General features: G+C 38.9%; 25 protein-coding genes. 15 read left to right on the top strand and 10 right to left on the bottom strand.

The genetic code is table 11. The features are described 5' to 3' along the window. Nucleotides 1-33: 33 nt before the first annotated feature. The 6 genes from mnmE to rpmH all read right to left on the bottom strand — a co-directional run bounded on the left by mnmE (nucleotide 34) and on the right by rpmH (nucleotide 4,072). Nucleotides 34-1,398, bottom strand: coding sequence for a tRNA uridine-5-carboxymethylaminomethyl(34) synthesis GTPase MnmE (mnmE, locus tag I2E21_RS10575; RefSeq protein WP_022234757.1), 1,365 nt, complete (start codon nucleotides 1,396-1,398; stop codon nucleotides 34-36). Between the two features lie 75 nt (nucleotides 1,399-1,473). Continuing rightward, the gene (gene jag, locus I2E21_RS10570; protein WP_022234756.1) at nucleotides 1,474-2,262 is read right to left on the bottom strand and encodes an RNA-binding cell elongation regulator Jag/EloR; all 789 of its coding nucleotides are present in this window, start codon (nucleotides 2,260-2,262) and stop codon (nucleotides 1,474-1,476) included. Nucleotides 2,263-2,280: 18 nt separating this feature from the next. Beyond that, a complete protein-coding gene (locus tag I2E21_RS10565; RefSeq protein WP_022234755.1) occupies nucleotides 2,281-3,273 on the bottom strand; it encodes a YidC/Oxa1 family membrane protein insertase in 993 nt (330 codons plus the stop codon). Nucleotides 3,274-3,281: 8 nt separating this feature from the next. Beyond that, nucleotides 3,282-3,521: a membrane protein insertion efficiency factor YidD gene (gene yidD, locus I2E21_RS10560; RefSeq protein ID WP_117706617.1), complete on the bottom strand. Its 240-nt coding sequence runs from the start codon at nucleotides 3,519-3,521 to the stop codon at nucleotides 3,282-3,284. A 4-nt stretch (nucleotides 3,522-3,525) separates the two neighbouring features. Beyond that, nucleotides 3,526-3,864: a ribonuclease P protein component gene (gene rnpA / locus I2E21_RS10555; protein WP_022234754.1), complete on the bottom strand. Its 339-nt coding sequence runs from the start codon at nucleotides 3,862-3,864 to the stop codon at nucleotides 3,526-3,528. A gap of 73 nt (nucleotides 3,865-3,937) precedes the next feature. Next, nucleotides 3,938-4,072 (bottom strand): 50S ribosomal protein L34, encoded by a 135-nt coding sequence (gene rpmH / locus I2E21_RS10550; RefSeq protein ID WP_022234753.1) that lies wholly within the window; start codon nucleotides 4,070-4,072, stop codon nucleotides 3,938-3,940. Between the two features lie 494 nt (nucleotides 4,073-4,566). Here rpmH and dnaA point away from each other — a divergent pair, with 494 nt between their 5' ends. The 12 genes from dnaA (at nucleotide 4,567) to I2E21_RS10490 (ending at nucleotide 17,917) form a co-directional block, all read left to right on the top strand. Next, nucleotides 4,567-5,892 (top strand): chromosomal replication initiator protein DnaA, encoded by a 1,326-nt coding sequence (gene dnaA, locus I2E21_RS10545; RefSeq protein WP_022234752.1) that lies wholly within the window; start codon nucleotides 4,567-4,569, stop codon nucleotides 5,890-5,892. A gap of 767 nt (nucleotides 5,893-6,659) precedes the next feature. Then, nucleotides 6,660-7,766: a DNA polymerase III subunit beta gene (gene dnaN / locus I2E21_RS10540; protein ID WP_022234751.1), complete on the top strand. Its 1,107-nt coding sequence runs from the start codon at nucleotides 6,660-6,662 to the stop codon at nucleotides 7,764-7,766. After that, nucleotides 7,756-7,968, top strand: coding sequence for an RNA-binding S4 domain-containing protein (locus I2E21_RS10535; protein WP_195411286.1), 213 nt, complete (start codon nucleotides 7,756-7,758; stop codon nucleotides 7,966-7,968). The genes dnaN and I2E21_RS10535 overlap by 11 nt, the downstream gene beginning before the upstream one ends. A gap of 17 nt (nucleotides 7,969-7,985) precedes the next feature. Beyond that, complete coding sequence (recF, locus tag I2E21_RS10530; protein ID WP_022234749.1) at nucleotides 7,986-9,083, top strand: DNA replication/repair protein RecF; 1,098 nt, start codon at nucleotides 7,986-7,988, stop codon at nucleotides 9,081-9,083. Nucleotide 9,084: 1 nt separating this feature from the next. Further along, nucleotides 9,085-9,366, top strand: a complete 282-nt coding sequence (locus I2E21_RS10525; RefSeq protein ID WP_022234748.1) for an extracellular matrix/biofilm biosynthesis regulator RemA family protein — start codon at nucleotides 9,085-9,087, stop codon at nucleotides 9,364-9,366. A gap of 121 nt (nucleotides 9,367-9,487) precedes the next feature. Then, nucleotides 9,488-10,240 (top strand): hypothetical protein, encoded by a 753-nt coding sequence (locus I2E21_RS10520; protein ID WP_195411285.1) that lies wholly within the window; start codon nucleotides 9,488-9,490, stop codon nucleotides 10,238-10,240. A gap of 3 nt (nucleotides 10,241-10,243) precedes the next feature. After that, entirely contained in the window at nucleotides 10,244-10,561 is a 318-nt protein-coding gene (locus I2E21_RS10515; RefSeq protein WP_195411284.1) for a hypothetical protein, read from the top strand. 662 nt (nucleotides 10,562-11,223) lie between these two features. Continuing rightward, nucleotides 11,224-13,173 carry a DNA topoisomerase (ATP-hydrolyzing) subunit B gene (gyrB, locus tag I2E21_RS10510; RefSeq protein ID WP_195411283.1) on the top strand — a complete coding sequence of 650 codons (1,950 nt, stop codon included), beginning with the start codon at nucleotides 11,224-11,226 and terminating at the stop codon, nucleotides 13,171-13,173. Nucleotides 13,174-13,383: 210 nt separating this feature from the next. Further along, on the top strand, nucleotides 13,384-13,806 hold the full coding sequence (locus tag I2E21_RS10505) for a thioesterase family protein (protein WP_022234745.1): 423 nt from the start codon (nucleotides 13,384-13,386) through the stop codon (nucleotides 13,804-13,806). A gap of 19 nt (nucleotides 13,807-13,825) precedes the next feature. Next, entirely contained in the window at nucleotides 13,826-16,366 is a 2,541-nt protein-coding gene (gene gyrA, locus I2E21_RS10500) for a DNA gyrase subunit A (protein ID WP_195411282.1), read from the top strand. A 264-nt stretch (nucleotides 16,367-16,630) separates the two neighbouring features. Further along, entirely contained in the window at nucleotides 16,631-17,332 is a 702-nt protein-coding gene (locus I2E21_RS10495; RefSeq protein WP_022234743.1) for a hypothetical protein, read from the top strand. Between the two features lie 12 nt (nucleotides 17,333-17,344). Beyond that, nucleotides 17,345-17,917: an HD domain-containing protein gene (locus tag I2E21_RS10490; RefSeq protein WP_195411281.1), complete on the top strand. Its 573-nt coding sequence runs from the start codon at nucleotides 17,345-17,347 to the stop codon at nucleotides 17,915-17,917. A 65-nt stretch (nucleotides 17,918-17,982) separates the two neighbouring features. On the opposite strand, the gene I2E21_RS10485 is transcribed toward I2E21_RS10490, so the two are convergent. The 3 genes from I2E21_RS10485 to I2E21_RS10475 form a co-directional block, all read right to left on the bottom strand. Then, nucleotides 17,983-18,258: a helix-turn-helix transcriptional regulator gene (locus tag I2E21_RS10485; protein WP_022234741.1), complete on the bottom strand. Its 276-nt coding sequence runs from the start codon at nucleotides 18,256-18,258 to the stop codon at nucleotides 17,983-17,985. A gap of 2 nt (nucleotides 18,259-18,260) precedes the next feature. Then, the gene (locus I2E21_RS10480; RefSeq protein WP_347708285.1) at nucleotides 18,261-18,551 is read right to left on the bottom strand and encodes a type II toxin-antitoxin system RelE/ParE family toxin; all 291 of its coding nucleotides are present in this window, start codon (nucleotides 18,549-18,551) and stop codon (nucleotides 18,261-18,263) included. A 339-nt stretch (nucleotides 18,552-18,890) separates the two neighbouring features. After that, entirely contained in the window at nucleotides 18,891-19,616 is a 726-nt protein-coding gene (locus I2E21_RS10475; protein WP_022234740.1) for a 16S rRNA (uracil(1498)-N(3))-methyltransferase, read from the bottom strand. 248 nt (nucleotides 19,617-19,864) lie between these two features. Here I2E21_RS10475 and rbr point away from each other — a divergent pair, with 248 nt between their 5' ends. From rbr to I2E21_RS10460, 3 genes are all read left to right on the top strand, one after another. Next, nucleotides 19,865-20,401: a rubrerythrin gene (rbr, locus tag I2E21_RS10470; RefSeq protein ID WP_022234739.1), complete on the top strand. Its 537-nt coding sequence runs from the start codon at nucleotides 19,865-19,867 to the stop codon at nucleotides 20,399-20,401. 493 nt (nucleotides 20,402-20,894) lie between these two features. Further along, nucleotides 20,895-22,031, top strand: a complete 1,137-nt coding sequence (locus I2E21_RS10465) for a 3D domain-containing protein (RefSeq protein ID WP_195411280.1) — start codon at nucleotides 20,895-20,897, stop codon at nucleotides 22,029-22,031. Between the two features lie 131 nt (nucleotides 22,032-22,162). Next, nucleotides 22,163-22,729, top strand: a complete 567-nt coding sequence (locus I2E21_RS10460) for a hypothetical protein (protein ID WP_195411279.1) — start codon at nucleotides 22,163-22,165, stop codon at nucleotides 22,727-22,729. Between the two features lie 68 nt (nucleotides 22,730-22,797). Here I2E21_RS10460 and I2E21_RS10455 read toward each other — a convergent pair whose 3' ends face one another. After that, nucleotides 22,798-24,033, bottom strand: coding sequence for a zinc ribbon domain-containing protein (locus tag I2E21_RS10455; RefSeq protein WP_195411278.1), 1,236 nt, complete (start codon nucleotides 24,031-24,033; stop codon nucleotides 22,798-22,800). Nucleotides 24,034-24,526: the final 493 nt, after the last annotated feature.

The following is a 24,526-nucleotide window of genomic DNA, read 5'->3' as shown; positions in this document are numbered from 1 at the left end:
ATTTACTCTGACTTTCGATTTTCAATAACAAGATTACTTGCCCACGCAAAAATTATGGAATACTCTGTCTACAACTTCATCACTTGTTCTCTCACCCGTGAGTTCAAGCAAACTTGTAATTGCCTCTTCAATGCTTACAGTGATTGCATCATAGGTAAGTCCGATTTCAAGAGCATTTTTTGCGTCTTTTACAGAGTTTAGGGAGTTCAGTACCGCCTGCCTCTGTCTTTCATTGGAAAGTACACCCTCACTCGGGTTAAAATTATCCATTCCCGCAATATCTTCAACCGCTTTTACAAGCTCTGCTCTGCCATCTCCGCTTTTTGCCGAAAGATAAACCACATTTTTTATCTTGTTTTCAATGTACTCTGTGTCAAGCTGTTTGTCCAAATCGGTTTTGTTGATTATTGCAATGCACGGCACTTCGCCTGCCGATTCTATCAATTCTTTATCGTCATCGTCAAGACTGCGGTTATAGTCAAATACCGCAAGCAAAAGTCCGCACTGCTTTAATCTGTGCTTTGCTCTGTCAACTCCGATTTTTTCTACCTTGTCATCGGTTGTTCTAAGTCCCGCAGTGTCGCTTAACCTAAGAATAACATCTCCGACAATTACCGTGTCTTCAATAATATCTCTGGTTGTGCCGGGTATGTCGGTAACAATACTGCGCTCGCAACCCGAAAGCAAGTTCATAAGAGTGCTTTTTCCTACATTCGGTCTGCCCGCAATTACCGTGTCTATGCCCTGCTTTACCGCCTGTCCGCTGTCATAACTCGAAATAAGTCCATCAAGTATTGCAATGCTGACATCAAACGAATCGTAAAGCTGTTCGTCGGTTACTTCGGCAATATCTTCTTCGGGATAGTCTGCCCATGCGGAAAGATGTGCCGCCGTTGAAAGCAAGAGATTTTTTACTTCGTCAATTTTGTTGCGAACCGCACCCTCTTTTACACAAAGAGCCGCCCTTGCGGCGGAACGGGATTTTGCGGAAATGATGTCGATTACAGCCTCCGCCTCGGAAAGGTCGATTTTTCCGTTTAAAAATGCCCGTTTTGTAAATTCGCCTGCCTGTGCCGGAACTGCGCCTGCATCAAGCACCGCACGAAGTACAAGTTTTGTAATATAGATACCGCCGTGGCATGAAAGCTCGACAACATTTTCGCCCGTATAGCTTAAAGGTTCACGAAAAACAAGAGCAACTGCCTCGTCAATTTCTTCGCCGTCACTTATAATTTTTCCGAAAGATGCGGTATAGCCTTTCATATCGGCAAGTTTTTTATTATTGATGCCTTTAAAAATTTTATCGCATACAGTAAACGCAGAATCACCGGAAATACGAATAACCGAGATACCGCCCTCACCCTGCGCCGTGCTGATAGCAGCAATAGTGTCAGACATAAAATCACTCTCTTTAAAATGGTTTTAAATAAAAAAACAAAAGGGAGCAAAAATGCCCCCTTTCTTTAAAAATCATTATTTATCAATTCTGCCGTAAAGTCCGTCAAGGCTTCCTTCGTTAAGGGGCTTTCTGTCGGGATTTACCTCGTTATTAACAGAGTTGTTGTTGTACGGGCGTCTGCCGCCTCTGCCTCTGTTGTAACCTGAATTGCTGTTTCTCTGATATCTCTTGTACTTTGGATCAGGTCCTATTACAACATGACGGTTTGCGTTTTCGCCCTCGCTCCATGAAATAGCACCGTTCACCTTCTGTACAGAAGTATGAATAATTCTTCTTTCATACGGGTTCATCGGCTCAAGACTTGTTTTTCTGCCTGTCTTAATTGCCTTGAAAGCAAGCTTTCTGCCGAGAATTTCAAGAGTTTTTTCTCTCTTTTCACGGTAGTCGCCTGTGTTTACAGTAACCTTAAAGTACGAATTGTCAGCGTGATTTGCAACAAGGCTTGTAAGGTACTGCAATGCGTCGAGTGTTTCGCCTCTTCTGCCGATTACAAAACCGACATTTTCACCCTCAAGGTCAAACTCTACGCCGTTTTCAATTTCTTTTTTATTGATAGAAACCGACTCAAGCTTCATATTCTTAAGTACATTGCTTAAAAATTCTTCCGCTGTTTCGGCCGGGCCTGCCTTAAGAGTAATTTTTACCTTAGCGGGTGCACCGCCAAAAAGACCGAATTTCTTTTTCTCGGCACGCTGAATAACCTCAAACTCAACAATCTCGGATTCGTCAATACCGAGCTGTCTTTTTGCGTCTTCAAGGGCGAGAACTTCAGTTTCGCCAACGCCGATTGCTTCTCTAATCATAGTATTCACCTATTTCAATTACTTCTTTTTCTTTTTGCCGTTCACGTTTGACTTTGTGCTTGTCTTCTGTTCAACAGGTGAGTAAACATAAGGTACATTTGCCTCGTTTAGCTCCATAAGAGCAATGTGACGAGCCTCTTCTTTTGCGGTGAAGTGTACCGGAGTAAAGAACTTTGCTATAATCAGCGATTGGATAAATGCAATTACTGATGAGCAAATCCAGTAAAAACCTACCGCAGCCGGAACGGTATATGCGATATAGGCTGTGAATAACGGCATTACATACAGCATTACCTTTAGACAACCCTGCTGCTGTGCCATCTGAGCCTTATTGATTCTCTGCATTACTAACTGTGAACCAACATATGATACAAAACAAAGTACAGGAATGAGTGAGTACCATGAGAAAATACCCATATCCTTTGGAATTGTAAGAAGGTTGATTCCCATCATATTAAATCCGTTTGCAAAATCGATTATCTGCTGGCAGTCCGCAGCTGAGAACAGTCCCTGAATTGTTTCAGTGTTCATAATGCTTGGGAACACCCTGATAAGCTCGATTTGCTGATAAGTAGCATTTGTTGTTATTGTGTAACCCGGAATTGTGTTCATATACGAAACAGCACTGTTTACTGTGTCCGAGTTAAGATGAAGTGTGTTTGTAAGAGGATATGCAACGGCATAAAAAATACCGAGCATTACAAGGAGAGGAATTATCATTGTAAGGCAACCGCCCATTGGCTTTACTCCCTCTTTTTCGTAAAGCTTGTTCATTTCCTCCTGGAGCTTAACCTTGTTATTAGCGTATTTTTCCTGAAGCTCTTTTTGCTTTCTTTGCAGCCTCATTGTGCCTGCCATAGATTTTTGTTGCTTGACAGTAAATGGGAACAAAATAAGTCTGATTACAATAGTAAATACAACTATTGAAAGGCCGAAATCTTTTAGAAAGTAGAATGCAGCCCAAAGAACATAGCCGAGAATACTTCCAAAAAATCCAAATATATTTGCCATAAGCTACCTCACTTAATTTTTCTTGGCTTGTCCGTTTTTTCCGGGACAGGATCGTAGCCACCCTTTGAAAAAGGATTACAGCGCAGTATCCGCCATATGGTCAGAGCGGTACCCTTTAATGCGCCAAAGCGCTCTATCGCCTCAATTCCGTATTGAGAGCAGGTAGGCTCATACTTGCAACTTTTTGGCAGATGCGGAGAGATTGCAGCTTTATAAAATTTTATCAGCAGAATTAAAATTCTTTTCATAATATTACTTTTTCAGAACGCCGGCAGACTCCATATGATTTTTCATAGCGTCATATACCTTTTGAGATTTTACAAAAGGAGTCCTAGACCTTGCCACAAAGACAAAATCGTAACCGGGTTTCAAATCATTGTAAAGCTGATAATATGCGGCACGAATCACACGCCTTGCACGGGTGCGCTTAACCGCTTTTCCGACTTTTTTGCCCGTAGTTATTCCAAAACGCAGGTTATCGGATTTATTTTTTATAACATATGTTACCAAAACAGGACTTACAAAGGATTTTCCCCTCCTGTAAAGTCTGGAAAAATCCCTATTGTCCTTTAAAGTGATGAAGTCACTCAAAATTAAAACCACCTAAGCAAAGTAAAAGCCGCAAACAACAAAGAAAGACCACTGTAATAAAGTGGCCTGTTCTTTAGTAAGACAACCTTTTTCTACCTTTAGCTCTTCTTCTAGCCAATACTTTTCTACCGTTGGCTGTAGACATTCTCTTTCTGAAGCCGTGCTCCTTCTTTCTGTGGAGCTTCTTTGGCTGATAAGTTCTCAACATACTGAAAACCCTCCCTTCAATATATAACCTTGCAATATAGCATTATATATTAATTTTTCTTTATAGTCAACAAAAAATAAAAAGTTTTTTTAAAATTTGTAAAGCAGAGCGGTTTTACGGTTTGCTTATATACTTATATATAGAAAAAGATTGCTGATAATATTTATTAATATAAAAATTAATATAAAAAGAAAATTGAAAGAAAAATAAACATCCGATTTTTTATTTTTTCCGTTTCAAAGCAATTATAAAATTTTCGGTTTTCTCTTTTAGTTTTAATTAAGCGTATTCCTAAGTTTTAAAAAAGAGTCTTTTAAAGTCAAAAATTAAATAAAAATCCTCTCTCGGGCTTTAAAAGCACCTTAAAAGCCATTATTTTTAGAGTAATAAAAAGATTGATTTTTTTTAGGAAGTGTTCTATAATATAATAGAATAGATTTACTATGGGGTAATATGGCGATATTGCCGTATTTATTATGGGAAGGAAGTCGTATATGGAATCTTTTGAAGAAGCGTGGGGAATCATATGCAGTTATTGCAAAACTAAAATTACCGATGTCGCTTACAACACTTGGATCAGCAGAATCGAGCCTATCGAACTTGATTTTGACAAGAACAAAGCTGTAATTTTAGTTCCTAACGATTTTCATCGTCAGACTATAACTCGCTGCTATCTTTCTCTGCTCAATGAGGCTTTTGAAGCCGTCTTCGGTCAGATTTTCGTTATTGAAATGAAAATTCCCGAAGAAATCTCTGTCAAAGAGGAACAACAGGCAGCTGCAAATGCGGAAATCACAGACATAAGTTATGAATATACTTTTGATACTTTTATTGTCGGCTCATCAAACAAATTTGCTCATGCAGCCTGTCTTGCAGTTGCCACAAATCCCGCCAATGCCTACAATCCGCTGTTTTTATACGGAAATTCCGGTCTTGGCAAAACTCATTTGCTTTATGCAATCGGCAACGAAATCAAGAAAAATTCACCCGAAAAAACTATTTGTTACATAAAAGGTGACGATTTTACCAACGAACTTATCGAGTCACTTCGTATGGCACGAATGAGCGAGTTCAGAAAAAAATACAGACAAGCAGATATTCTGCTCGTCGATGACGTTCAGTTTATCGGAGGTAAGGAAAGTACACAGGAAGAATTTTTCCATACTTTCAATGCTCTTTATGACGCCCACAAGCAGATCGTTCTTACATCCGACCGTCCGCCAAAGGAAATTAAAACCCTTGACGACCGACTTCGTTCAAGATTTGAGTCCGACCTCATTGCCGATGTTCAGCCGCCTGATGTAGAAACAAGAATCGCTATCATTAAAAGAAAGGCAGAGCTTCTCGATCTCGACCTTTCAAATGAGGTTTGCGAGTACATTGCTTCTAAAATCAAGGCTAATATTCGTCAGCTTGAGGGCACAGTTAAAAAATTAAAGGCAAAAAACCTCGTAAATCAGGAGAAAATTACAGTTTCTTCGGTTCAGGAGGTTATTTCAGACATTCTTAATAACGATACTCCGCCGGAGGTTACCGTAGAGCGCATTATCGAGGAAGTTTCCCGTACTTTCGGCGTTACTCCCGAGGCTATCCGTTCTGAAAACAACAGAAGTGCAAACATCAGCAATGCCAGACACATTGCAATTTATATTTCAAGAGAGCTTACAACACTCTCAATGGCAAACATCGGTGAAGAATTCGGCGGCAGACATTACTCCACCGTTATCTATACCGTTAAAAAGGTTAAGAAAATGATGCAGAATGACCGCAAGATCAAAGAGATAATCGACGATACCATCAAGAATATCCGTGACAGGTAGTTCAACGGGTTTTCAACATATTTGGTTACACGATTTTAACCTTTTAACATTATTAACATTACAGTTTTGTAACATTTGTAAACACTTAAATTTCGGCTTAAAGGCTTAGCTTTCAGCCGTTTGGTCAATACTTGAAAGCATACAGATTTAACACAACCTGTTAATGCCTTTCCATAATTTCAACATTTTTAGTATGTTCAAAAATATTAAAAATTTATTTCTAAAAAACTTTGAAATATTTTTCCGTAAATTGCACTAATTAATGCAATTTCGGACTTATTTTCACCGTAGTTGGGGGAACACCCTAAAAAGCTGCGTTCACAGCAAAAAAATCAGGAAAAAATCCGTATTTTTATGAGCCTGAAAAAGAGGAGATTTTTGCCTATATATAATAGTATAGAAAAATCTAAAAAAACAGGCTTTGAATTTACAATTTTTAAAGCGTAAAATTTACGGATTTTTTAATCAAAAATGTGGCAGGATTTTTCCGTACAGTCGGAAATCTTATAAAAAACAGCTTTTAAAAGGCTTTTTTATACCGAATCCGATTAACATTTTTATTAACATTTCACTAACAATTTTCAACCCTATGTTGAAAGAAAAAGTCCTTTTAACAGACGATGCAAAAGCTGTTAAAAGGCTGTGGAGTGTTTTGTGGACGGTTTTTTTAAGGAATAATCGGAAAAGTTACAATTTTTTAACAATTTAACACCCCCTACTACTACTACGAAATATTTAAATTATCACTACATAAAGGAGAGCTACACTTGAAAATTTCGTGCTTGCGAACAGACCTCGCTAACGCTGTGTCAAATGTGTCACGAGCAGTATCTTCAAAAGCTGCAATACCCGCTCTTGAAGGTGTGCTTATAAAAGCGTACGACAATTCACTAAATATATCAGGCTACAATCTTGAAATAGGAATCACAACTGACATTGATGTTACCATCCAGGAGGAAGGCGAAATTGTTGTCAGTGCAAAGCTTTTTCTTGATATTGTCAGAAAGTTGCCGGAAGAAATCGTTATGATTGAGACCGACGAAAGAATGGTGACTTACATTACCTGCGGAAATGTAGATTACCAAATTGTGGGAATGTCATCAATCGAATATCCGGATCTTCCTACTTTTGAACAGACAGATATGATTACCGTAAATGCAAAAACTCTGCGTGAAATGATCAGGCAGACAGTATATGCCGTGTCCGATAACAACGCAAAGCCGATTTATACGGGTTCACTTTTTGAAATTGAAGACGGACTTTTCAGAATCGTAGCAATTGACGGCTACAGAATGGCAATCAGAAGTGAAAATGTAGATTCCGAAAGCAAAAATAAATTTGTTGTTCCGGGAAAAACTCAGCTTGAAGTCCTCAAACTTTTGGGCGATGACGAGCAAAATGTAGATATTATCATAGGTCAAAGACACATCACCTTCAAGGTTGACAATTACAGAGTAATTTCAAGACTTATCGAGGGTAATTTTATCGATTACAAGACAACTATTCCGACCGATGTAAAAACAGAGGTCATTATAAACACAAGAGTTATCATAAACTCGGTTGAAAGAATGTCACTTTTAAACAACGACAGAATTCAAAGCCCTGTAAGATGCAATTTTGATAATGACGAAATCAAACTTTCATGTGCGTCTGCAGTCGGCAGAGCAAACGACAGTATTTCGGTTTCGATTATGGGAGAAAAAGTTGAGATTGGTTTTAACAACAAATATTTGCTTGACGCTCTCAAAAATTGCGATACCGATGAAATCAGACTTGCTTTAAGCGGCCCGATTAAGCCGATGGTTATCAAACCGGTGAAGGGCGACAGCTTTTTGAGCATTGTAGTTCCAATGAGGCTTTCAAATGAAGGATAAAAAAATCAGCATTGACACAGAATGTATAAAATTACAGGATTTGCTTAAGCTTGCAGGTCTTTGTGACACGGGCGGAATGGCAAAAATGATAATTCAGAACGGAGATGTCACCGTAAACGGTGAGGTTTGCACTATGCGTGGCAAAAAAATGCGTAAAGGCGACTTTGCAGAGTTTGACGGAGAAAAAATTACCGTTATCTGAGCTGGGAATGATATTTTTTGAAGGTACTTGCGCTGAAATTTGAAAATTACAGAAATCTTGATGACGCAATTATTACCCCGTGCGACGGTGTGAATGTAATTTACGGCGACAACGCACAGGGAAAAACCAATCTGCTTGAGGCTTTTTGGATGTTTTGCGGCGGTCATTCGTTTCGGGGTTCAAAGGACAACGAACTTATAGGTTTTGGCAAGCCTTTTGCAAAACTCGAAGTCCGATTTTTCGGACAGGACAGGGAGCAGACCGCCTCTATAAAATTCAAAGGCAATAAAAAGCAGGTAGAAATCAACTCTGTAGCCAAAAATTCGGCTGCGGCACTGATTGAAAAATATTGTGCGGTCGTTTTTTCGCCCGAACATCTCAATTTAATTAAAAGAGGCCCGTCCGAAAGGCGAAAATTCATTGACAGCGCTATTTGCAGAGAAAAATTAAAAAATGCGGTGGTGCTTTCAAAGTACAACCGCACGCTTAATCAGAGAAATTCTTTGCTCAAAGATATTTACAGGCATCCCGAACTTGAAGAAACTCTTTCAATCTGGGACAATTCCCTGCTCTTGAACGGTGCTATACTCATAAAACAGAGAATGGAGTATCTCCAGATGCTCGAAAAACGGGCTGCGGAATACCATTTTGGCATTTCGGGCGGCAAAGAACAGCTTGAAATCAGGTATTTATCGACTACAAATGCCGAATACGGCGACAGCATTGAGCAAATTCACCAAAAATTATGCGAAACTTTTGAACAAAGCAGGGCAGATGATATAAGAAACGGCTGTACTACAAAAGGTGCGCACAGAGATGATGCAGAGATACTTATAAACGGCAAAAATGCAAGACTTTATGCCTCGCAAGGGCAGCAAAGAAGTGCGGTATTGTCATTAAAACTTGCCGAGGCGGCGGTTTTGTCTGAAAGAATGGGCGAAAAGCCGATAATTTTGCTCGACGATGTTATGAGCGAGCTTGATTCCAAAAGACAGGATTTTTTACTGAATAAACTTGATGACTGCCAGGTTTTTATAACCTGCTGCGAGCAGTCAAACAAGGAGCAGCTTAAGCACGGCAAAATTTTTAATGTTTGTAACGGAGTAATCAGTTGAAATGTATTTACATTTGGGACAGGATACTGTCATAACCACAAAATCAATTATCGGTATTTTTGATATGGACAGATGTACCGTTTCTAAAAAAACGAGAGATTATCTTACAGAGGCAGAGAAAAAAGGAAATGTTGTGAATGTTTCTTATGAACTGCCAAAGTCATTTATTGTCTGCAAGGAAAACGGAAAAATCATGGTTTATATAAGCCAGCTTTCGAGTAAAACGCTGTATAAGCGTAACAAAGAAGGTACTTATAAAATATTGCAGTCGGAAATTAATTAATATTACTCAAAGTATAATTTTAATAAAAACAATATTTAAGCGATGCAATAAAATACAAATTATGTGAATAACTAATGAATATTTATTCATTTTAAAATACATTCAAAAAGAGGGATTGTTTATGAAAGCAAAAAAATGTCCTTACTGTTCAAAACGAATTTCGTATATTTCGGGTTTTTCAAGCAGACGAAAAAGTGAATATATATGCACAAGATGCGGAAAGGAAAGTAAAGTCGTAATTAACAAAATGATTTTTGTCGGCTTTGCACTTGCAGTTGCGGTTGCCGCAGGCATTATGCTTTACTGGATTAAGTCGGGCAATATCAGCAATCCTCTCGGAGTTTTGTTTGTTGCCGTACCGCTTGTAATTTTTATGCTTATATCTCCCGTCTTTTTGAATTATGTTCCTCTTAAAAAATATAAGAAATCCATGGAGGCTAAAAAGGCCGGTATGGTTTACTCCGAAAATATTGCCGGCGATATAACCGATGAGTTTGACTTTAACCCGATGAGAACATCACACACAATTACATCCGAACCCGAGGATACAACTCCTAAGGTTGCCATAGATACAAGTGTGTTTAATCAGCTCAAGCAAAAGCGTGACGCCGAGAGAATACATTTGCAGGAAGAGATGAACAGAGCGGACGAAGAAAAAGAGGCAGATAAGGAAACGGATAAGACCGTGGCTTTTGTGCCTGTTATAAGCGATGTAAGCGAAGACCACGCATCTATGGACGCACCGCTTAAGAAAATCCGTTCGGACGCAGATACGGGCTTTTCACGCTCACGCCACTACATTCCGCAAAAGGAAGAGAGCGACGACAACAAAAAAGCCGATACAAACAAATACACCGCAAACAGAAAATTTTAATTTATGCTGAAGTTACCTACTTGTCCTCACTGCCATACCGTTTACGGCTACAGAGAGGTTAAAAAAATTGTAAAAGAAAAATCACATACCTGTTATCACTGCAAAAATGAGTTCAGAGCGAGCAAAAGGCTTTGCTTGGTACTTATACTCATTTTGTTTGTTCTCGCCGTAGCGGCGAATGTAGGTGTGTTATATATGAGCCCTAACCTGAACTTCTATGCTTTGGTTGGCATAAATGTGATTTTTATACTGCTGTTCATAGCATTGTACCCACTGTTTGTATCGTTTAAGGATATAAAAAAGGGGAAGAAAAACAAATAAATTTTGGTTTTATTCTAAATGATGGGGCAGCAGTAATGAATTATGGTTTTGCAAATTGTTTTACCAAGCAATTATAAAAGTTTGGTCGACCTTTTCAAAGGTCGTGGGTGTGGGCAAAGCCCACAAATACTTTTGGTTAATGCAAAGCATTTATAGCCGAACAGCTTGCTGTTTGGCGACTTGAACAAATAGGCGAAAGCATTTAAATGCGACAGCAACAAGAAAAATCATTTGTTATATAATTTAAAAATTAATTATTTTTTATAAAAGGCTACCGCCTGTTTTATCAAACTAAGTGCAAGCACGCAAACAGCGTGGCTGTTTGCACCATATAAATTGCTATATCGGAAGATATTATGGGCTCTGCCCAAACACGCAAGCCTTTAAAAAGGCTTGACCTAAATTTTTAAATTATTTAGCCGAAAGTTACACTAAACCGTAATTTATCCTAACTTTTTGATAAAGAAACTAAATTTTATTATTGACAGATTTTTTGTGATTTGCCAACTGAAAATTTAGAAATTGAAATTAACAACAACCTGACGGTTTATGCGCCGTAATTTTCGGTGCACAAATACGGTCAGAAAAAATACTTTCCGCTCTTTTTAAGAGTGTGAACAGGGCAAAGGCTGTGCCTTGGCTCTGATATTGGAGGTAAAAAAATGGACAATGAAAATAACATTGAGATGACCAAAGTCGAGCAAGAGTACGGCGCCAATGAAATTCAAGTTCTTGAGGGACTTGAAGCGGTCAGAAAAAGACCGGGTATGTACATAGGCTCAACAGGTCCGAGAGGTCTTCATCACCTTGTTTATGAAATTGTAGATAACTCTATCGACGAGGCGCTTGCTGGCTACTGCACAAAGATTGATGTGGTAATCGAGGAGGGCAATATCATCAGAGTTACCGATAACGGCCGTGGTATTCCTGTAGGCATCAACAGCAAGACAGGCTTGCCTGCCGTAACGGTTGTATTTACGGTTCTTCACGCAGGCGGTAAGTTCGGCGGCGGCGGTTACAAGGTGTCGGGCGGCTTGCACGGTGTTGGTGCGTCTGTTGTAAATGCGCTTTCCGAATGGCTTGAAGTAAAGGTTTGCGACGGCAAGGATATTTATATGCAGCGCTATGAAAGAGGTAAGATTGTTACCGACCTCCACAAAATAGGCAAGTCAGACATAAAGGGTACGGAAGTACGCTTTAAGGCAGATCCGCTCATCTTCAAGGAAACCGATGTTTATGAGTACGGTGTGCTTGAAAAGCGTTTGCGTGAGCAGGCTTTTCTTAACGCAGGCGTGCATATTGAGCTTAGAGATGAGAGAAACAAAGACGAAATTATAAAAAACAACTTTGTTTATGAGGGCGGTATAAAGAGCTTTGTCGATTATATTCACAAAAAGAGAGCGCTTGCCGTTATTCATCCCGATGTTATTTATTTTGCCGCAAAGAATGACGAGGACACAATCTCGGTTGAAGTTGCTTTGCAGTATAATGACAGCTACAACGAAAATCTCCTTACATTTGCCAACAACATTCATACCACCGACGGCGGTACTCACGAAGAGGGCTTTAAGCGTGCGCTTACAAGGGTTATGAACGATTACGCAAGAAAGTTCGGCAAACTTAAGGATAACGATAAAAACTTAAGCGGTGAAGATGTGCGAGAGGGTATTACCGCCATCATCAGCGTAAAACTTAAAGAGGCGCAATTTGAGGGACAGACTAAGGCAAAACTCGGTAATACCGAGGTAAGAACCATGGTTGATAAACTCGTAAGCGAAAAACTTATGATTTATCTTGAGGAAAACCCACAGGTCGCAAAGGCTATTTTTGAAAAGTCGCTTGCGTCTGCAAGGGCAAGAGAGGCGGCAAGAAAGGCGAGAGAGAGCGTAAGAAGAAAATCTGCTCTTGAGTCTGCTCAATTACCGGGCAAACTTGCCGACTGTCAGTCAAAAGACAGCGAGATTACCGAAATTTACATCGTAGAGGGTGACTCTGCGGGCGGTTCGGCAAAGGGCGGTCGTGACCGTAAATTCCAGGCTATTCTGCCGCTCTGGGGTAAAATGCTCAATGTAGAAAAGGCAAGACTTGACAGAGTTTACGGAAACGATAAACTTATGCCTGTTATAACCGCACTCGGCACGGGTATAGGCGACGAATTTGATATTACAAAACTGCGTTACGGCAAAATTATTATTATGGCGGATGCCGATTTTGACGGTCAGCATATCAGAACACTTCTTTTGACCTTTTTCTTCAGATTTATGCGTCCGCTCATTGAGGAGGGGCATATCTATATTGCACAGCCTCCGCTTTACAGAATTTCAAAGGGCAAGGAGCACAAGTACGCTTACTCGGACATTGAGCGTGACCAGATTTTAGCCGCAACAGAGGGCAAAACCGAAATTCAGCGTTACAAAGGTCTTGGTGAGATGGACTCTGAACAGCTTTGGGAAACCACTATGAATCCGGAAACAAGACTTATGCTCAGGGTAAACCTCAACGAGGCGGAAGAGGCAGACGAAATCTTCACCATTCTTATGGGCGATAAGGTTGAACCGAGAAGAGAATTTATTGAGAAAAACGCTAAATTCGTTCAGAATCTTGATGTTTAATTCTGTTTTGAACTGAATTTTTTGAGCGGTAAATTTGTGATAATTTAAAATGAATGTTCCCGACCGCAGTTTAATTATTTGGGACAAGAATATTATCATTTGGCAAATTGTCTTTTCATAATAAAAATTTCCGACTGTAACTTAGCTGTTGTCGGAAGTAAGAATATATTTTATACAAATTGTCTTATCGTTGTAAAAGGAGTGATTTTTGTGCATTCACGAACTAAATTCCGTGTGCGTTATGCCGAAACGGATTGTATGGGCATTGTTCACCACTCAAATTATCCGATATGGTACGAAATGGGCAGGGGCGACTATGTAAAAATGCTCGGCTTTAATTATCGTGAAATGGAAGAACAGGGAATTATGACGCCGCTTTTGAACCTTAACTGTTCATTCGGCAAGCCTGCGCTTTATGACGATGAAATTATTTTACGCACAAAGGTAATTTTAATTTCAGCCGCAAGAATTACTTTTTCATACACAGTAAAGAGAATAGAGCCTGACGGCTCGGAAACAGAACTCGGCTACGGTACTACCGAGCACGGATTTGTCGATTCAAAGACATTCCGCCCGATAAGCATAAGAAAGCGTATGCCCGAGCTTTACGAAAAGATAAAACAATTTACATAAACCTTGAGGAATGAATAATATGGACAACGAAAATATGGAAAATGGAGTATTTAATCACGGAAGAATAAAAGATGTCGATGTGAAGGAAGAAATGAAATCAAGTTTTCTTGACTACTCGATGAGCGTTATTATCTCCCGTGCGTTACCTGATGTTCGTGACGGTTTAAAACCTGTTCACAGGCGTATTCTCTACACAATGTACGAAAAGGGTCTTGACCCTAACAAGCCGTACCATAAGTGCGCAGACACCGTAGGTGCTGTGCTCGGTGCGTATCATCCTCACGGTGATGCGTCTGTTTACGATGCGCTTGTTCGACTTGCACAGGACTTTTCAATGAGATATATGCTTGTTGACGGCCACGGTAACTTCGGTTCGGTTGACGGTGACCCGCCTGCCGCATACAGATACACAGAGGCGAGAATGAGCAAGATTTCTTGCGAAATGCTTACCGATATTGACAAAAAGACGGTCGATTTTCAGCCTAACTTTGATGACAGACTTGAAGAGCCAACCGTACTTCCGAGCAGATTTCCTAACCTGCTTGTAAACGGTTCTGACGGTATCGCCGTAGGTATGGCTACAAAGATTCCTCCGCACAACCTCGGCGAAACCATTGACGCCGCTTGTGCGCTTATTGATAATCCCGATATTGACCTTGCCGGTCTTATGGACTATATGCCCGGCCCTGACTTTCCGACAGGCGGCATTATTATGGGCAGAAGCGGTATAAGAGCTACTTATGCGACCGGCAGAGGTAAAATTACCGTGAGAGCCAAAACAGAGATTGTAGAGGCTAAAAACGGCAGATACAAGATTATTGTTACCGAACTGCCTTATCAGGTCAACAAGGCAAGACTTATCGAATACATTGCCGACCTTGTGAAAGACAAGAGAATTGACGGTATTTCTAACATTGAGGACCACTCCGACCGTCAGGGTATGCATATTGAAATTGATGTTAAGCGTGAAGCGTCCGCAAGCATTGTTCTTAACAACCTCTTTAATCTTACACAATTACAGACAACTTTCGGCGCAATTATGCTTGCAATTGTTGACGGTGTGCCTAAGATATTAAACCTTAAGGAAATGCTTACAGAGTATGTAAACTTCCAGCAGGAAATCATACGCAGAAGAACGGAATTTGACCTTAAAAAGGCAAAGGACAGAGAGCATATCCTTGAGGGCTTGAAGATTGCGATTGACTTTATTGACGAGGTAATCTCAATCATCAGAAATAGTAAAGACCAGGCTACCGCTAAGGTAAACCTTATGGAGCGCTTTGGTCTTGACGATGTTCAGGCACAGGCAATTGTTCAGATGCGTTTAGGTCAGCTCACAAATATGGAGCGCACAAAAATTGAAGACGAAATTGCCGCTTTAAAGACAAAAATCGAAGAATACAACGCTATTCTTGCCGATGAGGGCAGACAGCGTGAAATTATCAAGGAAGAGCTTATTGTAATCAGAAATAAGTTTGCAGATCCGAGAAGAACGGAAATCTGTGCTGTCAACGGCGAAGTTGACATTGAGGATCTTATTCCGAATCAGGAATGCGTGCTCACACTTACTCAATTCGGCTATGTAAAGCGCCTTGCTGTTGATACCTACAAGATTCAGAACAGAGGCGGCCGTGGCGTATCGGGTATGTCACGCAGAGAAGAAGATGTTGCGACTGAAATGTTCGTAATTAATTCTCACGATTATGTACTGTTCTTTACCGATAAGGGCAGAGTGTACAGGCTCAAGTGCTATGAAGTGCCGGAGGGAAGCCGTCAGTCAAAGGGTATGAATATTGCAAATCTGCTCCCGATTGCGGCGGACGAAAAGGTAACTTCTATGATTAGAGTGCCTGAATTTGACGAGGAAAAGTACCTTGTTATGGTTACAAAGCAGGGTATTATAAAGAGAATTTCTCTCAATGCATATAATACCGCAAGAAAAGGCGGACTTATTGCCCTTGAACTTAACGAGGGTGACGAGCTTGCATGGGTAAGACTTACAGACGGCAATCAGCAGGTTATTGTGGCTACAAAGAACGGCCTTGCTATCAGATTTGAAGAAACCGATGTTCGTCCTATGGGTAGACAGGCAAGAGGCGTTAAGGCTATTTCTCTGCGTGAGGGCGACTGCGTTGTGGGTATGTGCGTTGTTACAAACGATGACCTTATTCTTACTGCGTCCGAAACAGGCTTTGGCAGAATTTCAAATGTAAGCGACTACCGCTTGCAGAGCCGTGGCGGTAAGGGTATTACCAACTACCACACCGAAAAATACGGAAATGTTGCAGCTGTCAGTGCGGTTAAGCTTGACGAGGATATTATCATTATTTCGCAGGAGGGCGTAATTATCAGAATTGCCGCCGATACTGTAAGAATCTGTAACAGACCGAGCAAGGGCGTTACTCTTATGAGAATAGGCGAAAACGATAAGGTAGTTACTGTTGCAAGAGCACCTCACGAGGACAGTGAGAGCGAAAAAACAGAGGAAACAGCCGAAGAAGAAACTTCCGAGGAGAATACTGCCCCTGAAACAAATGCCGAAGAGAATACAGAAGAATAAATAAAAAATATAGCCTTCCCGTAAAAAGGAGGGCTATAACATATTTTGATAAAAGTAATTGTCGGGTAAAAATTATGGTTTAGCACAGTTAATCGCAAGGCTAAGATTAAATAATTTAAAAATTTAGGTCAAGCCTTTTTAAAGGTTGACCAAACTTTTCTAATTTTTTGGCAGAGAGCGTGTTTTTTACTTTATTAACCTGAATATTAAATCACATATTTCCGACAAAACCAACACTTTGACTAATCAAACGAGGTAATAGGTATGAAAAAAATTGTGCCTGTACTGTTTGCTTTGGTGCTTGCCTTTTCTTTTGCGGCTTGTAAAGAGCAGAAAACAATTGTAAAAGGCGGTACGGCTTCACTTGACGAAATTCTTGCTTACACAAAGGAAAAAGCGCAGGAGGACAGCACCAATGTGAACGGCAAAAGATATAATATAAATATTGAGAAATTTACCGAGCGCTATAACGAAATAATGTTTCGTTCGGGCGGTGACGAATATCTCAGTATGGAAAATTGGAAAAGGCTCGGAGAAACCAAAAAAGACGCTAACGGAGTTGAGTATTTTTGTTATTACTATGATATAGACAATGCCGAGCTTACCGTGGCGGTTGAGTCACGCAGTCACAAAATAATGAATGTCGGCTGCGGCACTACTATGTCAAAGTATGTGTCTATTGACGGCGAACATCAGTACAGCGAAAGAATACTTAATATGTCGGCTGTTATGGCTGCTGCCGTCGGAGGCTACACAAGCGATGATGTTGAGCTGTTTGAAAAGATTTTTAACGAAACTACCTTTGAAAACAAAAGTTCGCTTGCTTATGAAAACAATATTTTTAACCTTACTACAGGCAAAAAAGGCAAAAAAGACGAAAATAACGACAGTACAATGCTTTTTAGGTATTTTCCCGTTACCGACGAGCATTTGACCGAGTGGAATATTCCTACTTATTCAGAGTAAAGAGGTATTGTTATGACTCCCGAAAAACTTACAGAAATTTTATATCTTGCAGAAAATTTAAAGAAAAATACCAGACACAGTTGGCTTTCAAACGGCAGGCGAGAGAGCGTTGCCGAGCATAGCTGGAGATTGTCGCTGTTTGCTTATTTTGTAAAAGATGAGTTTCCAAATGTAGATATGGACAAGGTGATTATGATGTGTATTTTTCATGACCTTGGCGAGGCTTTTACAGGGGACATTCCGTCATTTTATAAGACGAGCAATGACGAAGAAATCGAAAAGCATAAACTTTGCGAATGGTTAAATACTCTCCCACAGCCTTATAAAGATGAGCTTACTTCTCTTTATAAAGAAATGGACGAGCTTAAAACCGAAGAGGCAAAGCTCTGGAAAGCTATGGATAAACTCGAAGCGTCAATTCAGCATAACGAGGCGGAAATCCGTACATGGCTGCCGCTCGAATATGAATTAAACCCCGTTTACGGCGAAAAAGAATGCGGCTTTAATGAATATATGAAAAGCCTGCAGGAATACACAAAGCAATTATCTTTGGATAAGATTGCGAAGGAAAGTAAGAAAGATTGAAAAATGCACCAAAAAGTTTCTGACTTTTTGGTGCATTTCTTTGTGTATCATTTTTTGAGAGATTTTTATACAAATTCAAGTTTTAATTTTTTACCCATACCTTTTGCAATTCTTTCAATTGTTTTTAAAGATGGATTTGCACAGCCGTTTTCAATTTTACTTATATCGCCCTGTGCAATTCCCGTGGCTTCGGAGAGTTGTTTTTGAGTCATATTCATTTCTTTTCTACAATCAAGAATTGCATTGATAAGTTGGTATTCAGGCTCTAAAGCATCATATTCACTCTTAAAATTTTCATCTTTTAATCTTTCATTTAAAGTTACTCTGAAATTTTTAGACATAATCAAATCTCCTCTCGATTAAGATAATCATTTCTGTATTTTTTAGCTAAAGTAATTTCAGCTTTTGGAGTTTTTTGCGTTTTCTTTATAAATCCGTTTGTAAGTATTATTTTTTGCCCAATTACAAAGAAATAAAAAATTCCGGTAATATCATTTCCGACTTTATTTCTGATTTCAAAAATACCGTCTTCAATATGTTTTGAAAATGGCTCTCTAAGTTCATTTCCTCTAATTTCAAGCAATTCAAGATTTTTAAATATTTTTGCCTGCATTTTGTTATCTTGTTTTAAAATGAATTCTTCAACAGGACAGGTTCCGTTTTCTAATTCATAATATTCAACACAAAAACTTATTTATACAACACCTTTATATAATTATTATATAGTATATATCCTATATTATCAAGAGCATTTATAATTGACACAATATAATAAGTGTTATTTAGAAAAAGTCAAGGCAGTTAGTGTTTTATACTGTTATCGCAGACATAAAAATAACCGCCCAACTATTTGACAAGCAAGTGTTGGACGATTATTTAATCCGAAAACATAATAAAGACTGATTGCTTTATTATATTTTTTCTGTAACTTATTATATATTAATCAAAACGGGCGTGAGGCTCGTTTTTTATTTTAAAAATTATCTGTTTGGAACATTATAATTGAAAGTGCGGCGAGAGGTGCGGTTTCCGCTCTTAAAATTCTTTTGCCGAGGGTTGCCGGACTGCCTCCGTTTGCGATGATTTTATCAACTTCGGACTGCTCAAATCCGCCCTCACTGCCGATAAACATTGCTATACTTTTTGGCTTTTTATCGAGAATTTTATTTACTTTTTCTCCTCCAAGTTCGTAAAAAATAATCTGTTTTTCGCTTTCAAGGCTCATTTGTGCGGCTTTTTCAAAGCTCACGCAGTCGCAAACCTGCGGGATGATTCCTCTTCTGCTCTGCATTGCCGCCTGCAAAGCTATCTTTTGCCAACGCTCGCATTTTTTCTTTATTGACTTTGCGTCAGGTCTTGAAACGCATCTTGCCGAGAGCATGGGAACTATTCTTGATATGCCGAGTTCAACGCATTTTTGCACAATATAGTCCATTTTATCGCCCTTTGGCAGAGCCTGATACAGGGTTACGAATACATCGGGTTCATTCTCACACGGCCTTTTTTCCGTAATTTTTACCGCAGAATATTCGGCTGTAATCTCTGTGAGTACACATTCGCACTGCGTATTGTCGGGGGTAACCAGCGTGAGTTCTTCGCCTTTTTTCATTCGCAATGATTTTGATATATGTCGTGCGTTTTCACCTGAAATAACATAGGTGTCGGAAGTGATATTTTCATCTGTAAAAAACCAAGCCATTTAAAAAACCTCTTTTTATTTTGTTGAGGGATTAGCAGGTATAAAGTAAACGGATTAAAAAACTATCTGTAATTTTAAATTTCTAATCTAATCGTTTTGCTAAACCCTGAGCTGTATAAAATCTAATATTTATGTTTTTAATATACCAAAAATACCGCATAAATGCAAGTTTTTACCGCTTTTGTATATACGCACTTTGCCTGTATATACTATATATAGAAAAGAAAATCGTAAAAGGGAGTTTATGTATGCAATTAAAAGGTTCGCAAACAGAGAAAAATCTTGAGGCGGCTCTTGCCGGTGAGTCGATAGCAAGAAACAAATATACATTCTATTCAGATAAGGCAAAAGCCGACGGATACGAACAGATAGCCGAGCTTTTTGAAGAAACCGCAAAGAACGAAAAAGCCCACGCACAGATATGGTACAATCTTCTGAAAGGAAAAACGAGTACAACGGAAGAAAACCTACAGCTTGCTTCGGACGGCGAATATTACGAATGGAATGAAATGTATCCGCAGTTTGCAAAGACAGCAAGAGAAGAGGGCTTTGACTTTATAGCAGGTTTGTTTGAAAAGGTTGCCGAGATAGAAAAGCAACACGAAGAAAGGTTTAAAACTCTGCTTAATAATGTACAGGAAAAACTTGTTTTTTCAAAAGACGGAGATGCGGTATGGATATGCCGAAACTGCGGTCATATTTGCGTCGGAAAAACCGCTCCGACCGTGTGTCCTGTCTGTGCTTACCCACAAAGTTTTTTTCAGCTGAAAAGCAATAATTATTAAAAAGAAAATTAAATAAAAAATAGTTAAAAATTGAGTTTTAGAGATAAAGCTCAATTTTTTATTTTGTAAAAAGCACAGTATTTAAGCGGTTATTTTAAAATTTATAAAGATAGAAATAGGCATATTTTTATTTGTAATACTTTTGTAATATATGCTGATTTTTAGTTACAAACTTGTTACAAATCGGTATCTAAAAAGTAAACTTTCATTTTCTTGCAATTTGACTACAAATTTGCAGGATTTTAATTCAAAAAACGAAAAAATAATTTGCTAATACAGAAAAAAAGTCGAAATCGTTGTGCATTTTCCATAAAAACTTTACTTTCTTGCTATTTGACATATTCAAAACATAAGCCTATAATAACGCCGTTGCTTGCGAACAGCTTTAACAAGCGTTACAACAGCCTTCACAAGTAACCAAATTTTAGAAAAAAGCCAAACGGAAAGCGGTTTTTGCGCTTGCAAAAATCACTGAAGAAAGGAAGAATTTCTTATGATGCTAAAAACATTTTCAAAGCCTGCAATTAAATGGACGGTCGCAGCAATTCTTTGTGCAACTCTTTCTGCAGGAGCTTTGGTAAATGCAGTAGCAGCCACAGCTACAGCAGATGAAGTTACCGCAAGCAAAACTTATGTTGAAAGCTCAACAGAGTTTGAGGTGGGCAACGGCGATGTTGTTGTAAGCACAAACAAAAACTTCAATATGTCTTTTGATGTAATCAAGGCAAATAAAATCACAATCGACAACTGCGGTGAAAAGCAGACTATATCTCTTGCAAAGGGTACGGTTGAGGAAGTTCTTGACAGAACAGGAATTACCCTTACAGACAACAAGAGCGTTACACCGTCACTTAACACAGTAATCACAGACGATACGAACATTTATGTTTACAACGCAAAAAACATTAAGCTAACAACAAACGGCACAGAGATGAGCGTAAAAGCCCCTGAGGGCACAGTAGAAAACGCTCTTAATATTCTTGGCTACACTGTTACTGACAATGATATTTTAAGCGTTGACAAAAATGCTCAGGTTGAGGACGATATGGAAATCATCCTCAAAAAGGTAACATATGTTGACGAGAAATCAACAGAGAAAATCTCTTACAAAACAGTTGAAAAAGATTCTGACGATATTATGACAGGCGAGTCTGAGGTATCTCAAAACGGTGCAGACGGTGAAAAAGAAGTAACCAAGAGATGTAAATACATTGACGGTAAGTACGCTTCAACAAAGGTAATCGGCGAGAAGGTTACAAAAGAGCCGGTTGACAAGGTTATTCTTAACGGCACAAAGAGAGGCACTATAACCGATACAAGCGGCGCACCTGTTTCATACCGCTATATGGTTTCGGGTTCGGGTACAGCCTATACGGCGGCTCCGGGTTCACTTACAGCAACAGGCGCAACAGTTTACGAGGGCGGCGTTGCGGTAAACCCTGCAATCATTCCTTACGGTTCAAAGCTCTACATTGAGGCGGCAGACGGCAGTCATGTTTACGGCTATGCAACCGCTGTTGACACAGGCGGAGCATTGATGGACGGTTCGGCTATAGTTGACCTCTTCTACTTCAGCTACGATGACTGCGTAAACTTTGGCAGAAGAGATGTTAATGTGTATGTTCTTTAATATATAAATTTAAGCGGAAGTGCGTTTGCATTTCCGCTTTTTCTGTAAAAATAATATAATGCTTGATTTATCGGCAAATATAAGCTATAATATACGAAAAGTGTAAATTCGCATTGAAAGGATTTTGAAATATGAAGAAGATTATCTCTGCATTGTTGATGGCATCTGTAATTGCAATTTCAGCAGCAGGCTGTGGATATAATGATGCTCTTGAGCAGGCGTCTAAGGCAAACCAGCAGACAACATCTGCAAGTCAGTCATCGGATTCTACATCTGACGAAACAAGCAAGGTGACAGACGCCGATTACAAAGATACCTTTGACGGACTTTGCAGCTATATGCAGGATAAGGGTTATTATACAGACAAAGCTGTCAAAACAGAAATGGACGCATCTTTTATCGGTGCAAAGCAGGGCGTTAAGTACAGCATAAGCAATAACCTTGCTATTGAGCTTTATGAGTACGATACAACTAAACTCAACGGTACAGCAAAAGAAATCGTTAAAGAGGTAAAGGACAGCAACAGCTTTACTATTATCGAGGGTTATCCTGTAAATGCGGCTTACCTTTCAAATAACGGCAAGTATCTTATGATTTACAACGATACAAAAATAGACAAGAACAACCCTAAAAAAGACTCAAACGAGTATAAGGCAAGAGAAAATGCGGTTGAGGACTTCCTTGCATTTAAAAATTGATTTGTAATTTAATAAGCATAATTAAAAGGAGATACCGAGCGTGGTATCTCCTTACTTTTTGTTTATTCTCAAAATTTATTACCGCAATAAGGGCAGAAGTTCATATCAACAGGCGATTGCTTACCGCATTTGGCACAAATCTTTTCGGCAGAATTATTTTCCGCTTTTTCTGTATTATTAAATACAGGTTGAGGAACGAAATCCTGCGGCGGTGTTTGCGGTGTCGGCTGAACATTATTAACTCTGTTGTCTGCATATGGATTCTCATAAACAAATTGCTGTGAAGGCTGATTATCAATCGGCTGATTGTTTGGAACAACAGGCGGAGCAAACGGTGTGCCGTTATTCTGATTAAACGGCATCTGCGGCTCATTGTCGTGAACAGGCTCGCTATCTCTGTAAAAGCGTGTTGCTTCGCTGTCGACAGGTGAAAGCATAAGGCTGTCGGTTGTTTTCTTTATATAGTTAAAGTACATTAAAGCCACAATGCTTACGAATATAAACGGAATAAGCTCTATAATACCGCAAACTAAGGTAATAGGGTAAAAAGTATTTGCAACATTTGTTACTGTATCAAAAAGCTCTGAATTGTTTACAAAATTGCTTGAGAAATTCACACCCGATCTTTCAAGTGTTCCGGATATTTGATTGGCAAAGTAAAACAAAGCGTCAATCGAGCCTGATATAAACATATATCCTATAACAGACGATATAACAGAGATTACCGCATAAACAAAACCCGATACGGCGGTTGCCTTTGCGCCCGCTTTTGTAATAAATACAGATGAAAGCGAATACTTAATGCCTTTTGTAAGTTTACAGGAGGCAAGGAAAAAGATAAACTCGCAGAGAGTACTGATAAAATTAATACCCAGCAGTATAGCAGAAGTTCGGAAAATATCTTCGGGCACATCAGAGCCGAATACAATTAATAAAATAACCAATATCAATGATACTGCAAGCGATATTCCCGTAAAAGCGGTAAAGATAATTGTAAGTACCCTTAAAAATGTAACAGGCGGTTTTAGCTTTACGATAGGCCTGCGGCTTCTTGCTGTGCAGAACAGCAATATAAATGCAAACAAAAAGGCTAAAGTCGATATATCAATAGAAAAAGATAAATTGACATTCTCATTTTTTTCTATAATGTATTTGAATGAAATCATCATAGAAGAAACCGCTGTGACTATTTTGCAAATAGTAGGTACACAAAAGGTAAGTGCAGTGATAAGGATAATAGGTTTTCTGAAAAAACCTCTAAGTATATCAACATTGTGTTGATACGGATTAAAAGGCTGGTTCATAGTTTTCCTCCGATTAAATTGATAATTATATTTTATAATATAGTATAATTAATTGCAATAGAAAGAAATAATTTATACAAAGTTGTCGATATAAATTGTTATTAATGTATTTAGTTAAGCTAAAGCAATTTTAATTGTAAGAAAATAAAGAAAAATACATTGATTATATAGACTGTATTAATATAATATTGAAAATCATTATGCTTAAGTAAAACATAACTACTATATATTGTAGTTGTGTAAATAAAAAAGTCGAATATAGTCGTATTTAAAATAAAATAGGAATTTTTTTAAAGTTTTTTTAAAAAAGTGTTGACATTTGGTAAAGTAAATGATATAATAATTGAGCACTTGAGAGTGACACGGAAAATTCCGATAAACACTAAGTGCGTAGGACCTTGAAAATTAAACAACGAAAAGATAAAGGAACCCGTAATACTTTGAGGATACTCAAAGATTTACAGTGAGATGCACACAACAAAGCATCAGAAAT

It is taken from the genome of Ruminococcus sp. BSD2780120874_150323_B10 (assembly GCF_015553695.1).
In the GTDB taxonomy this organism is placed as follows: domain Bacteria; phylum Bacillota; class Clostridia; order Oscillospirales; family Acutalibacteraceae; genus Ruminococcoides; species Ruminococcoides intestinale_A.
This window is presented reverse-complemented; position numbering and strand designations above follow the sequence as displayed.

Coding starts and splice junctions, on each gene's coding strand:
- I2E21_RS10525 (WP_022234748.1), top strand. CDS start 9,085: ATGTATTTACATTTGGGACAGGATACTGTCATAACCACAAAATCAATT.
- yidD (WP_117706617.1), bottom strand. CDS start 3,521: ATGAAAAGAATTTTAATTCTGCTGATAAAATTTTATAAAGCTGCAATC.
- dnaA (WP_022234752.1), top strand. CDS start 4,567: ATGGAATCTTTTGAAGAAGCGTGGGGAATCATATGCAGTTATTGCAAA.
- rbr (WP_022234739.1), top strand. CDS start 19,865: ATGCAATTAAAAGGTTCGCAAACAGAGAAAAATCTTGAGGCGGCTCTT.
- I2E21_RS10465 (WP_195411280.1), top strand. CDS start 20,895: ATGATGCTAAAAACATTTTCAAAGCCTGCAATTAAATGGACGGTCGCA.
- gyrA (WP_195411282.1), top strand. CDS start 13,826: ATGGACAACGAAAATATGGAAAATGGAGTATTTAATCACGGAAGAATA.
- rpmH (WP_022234753.1), bottom strand. CDS start 4,072: ATGTTGAGAACTTATCAGCCAAAGAAGCTCCACAGAAAGAAGGAGCAC.
- I2E21_RS10495 (WP_022234743.1), top strand. CDS start 16,631: ATGAAAAAAATTGTGCCTGTACTGTTTGCTTTGGTGCTTGCCTTTTCT.
- I2E21_RS10475 (WP_022234740.1), bottom strand. CDS start 19,616: ATGGCTTGGTTTTTTACAGATGAAAATATCACTTCCGACACCTATGTT.
- I2E21_RS10520 (WP_195411285.1), top strand. CDS start 9,488: ATGAAAGCAAAAAAATGTCCTTACTGTTCAAAACGAATTTCGTATATT.
- jag (WP_022234756.1), bottom strand. CDS start 2,262: ATGATTAGAGAAGCAATCGGCGTTGGCGAAACTGAAGTTCTCGCCCTT.
- I2E21_RS10490 (WP_195411281.1), top strand. CDS start 17,345: ATGACTCCCGAAAAACTTACAGAAATTTTATATCTTGCAGAAAATTTA.
- I2E21_RS10455 (WP_195411278.1), bottom strand. CDS start 24,033: ATGAACCAGCCTTTTAATCCGTATCAACACAATGTTGATATACTTAGA.
- I2E21_RS10460 (WP_195411279.1), top strand. CDS start 22,163: ATGAAGAAGATTATCTCTGCATTGTTGATGGCATCTGTAATTGCAATT.
- I2E21_RS10485 (WP_022234741.1), bottom strand. CDS start 18,258: ATGTCTAAAAATTTCAGAGTAACTTTAAATGAAAGATTAAAAGATGAA.
- mnmE (WP_022234757.1), bottom strand. CDS start 1,398: ATGTCTGACACTATTGCTGCTATCAGCACGGCGCAGGGTGAGGGCGGT.
- I2E21_RS10535 (WP_195411286.1), top strand. CDS start 7,756: ATGAAGGATAAAAAAATCAGCATTGACACAGAATGTATAAAATTACAG.
- I2E21_RS10565 (WP_022234755.1), bottom strand. CDS start 3,273: ATGGCAAATATATTTGGATTTTTTGGAAGTATTCTCGGCTATGTTCTT.
- gyrB (WP_195411283.1), top strand. CDS start 11,224: ATGGACAATGAAAATAACATTGAGATGACCAAAGTCGAGCAAGAGTAC.
- I2E21_RS10515 (WP_195411284.1), top strand. CDS start 10,244: ATGCTGAAGTTACCTACTTGTCCTCACTGCCATACCGTTTACGGCTAC.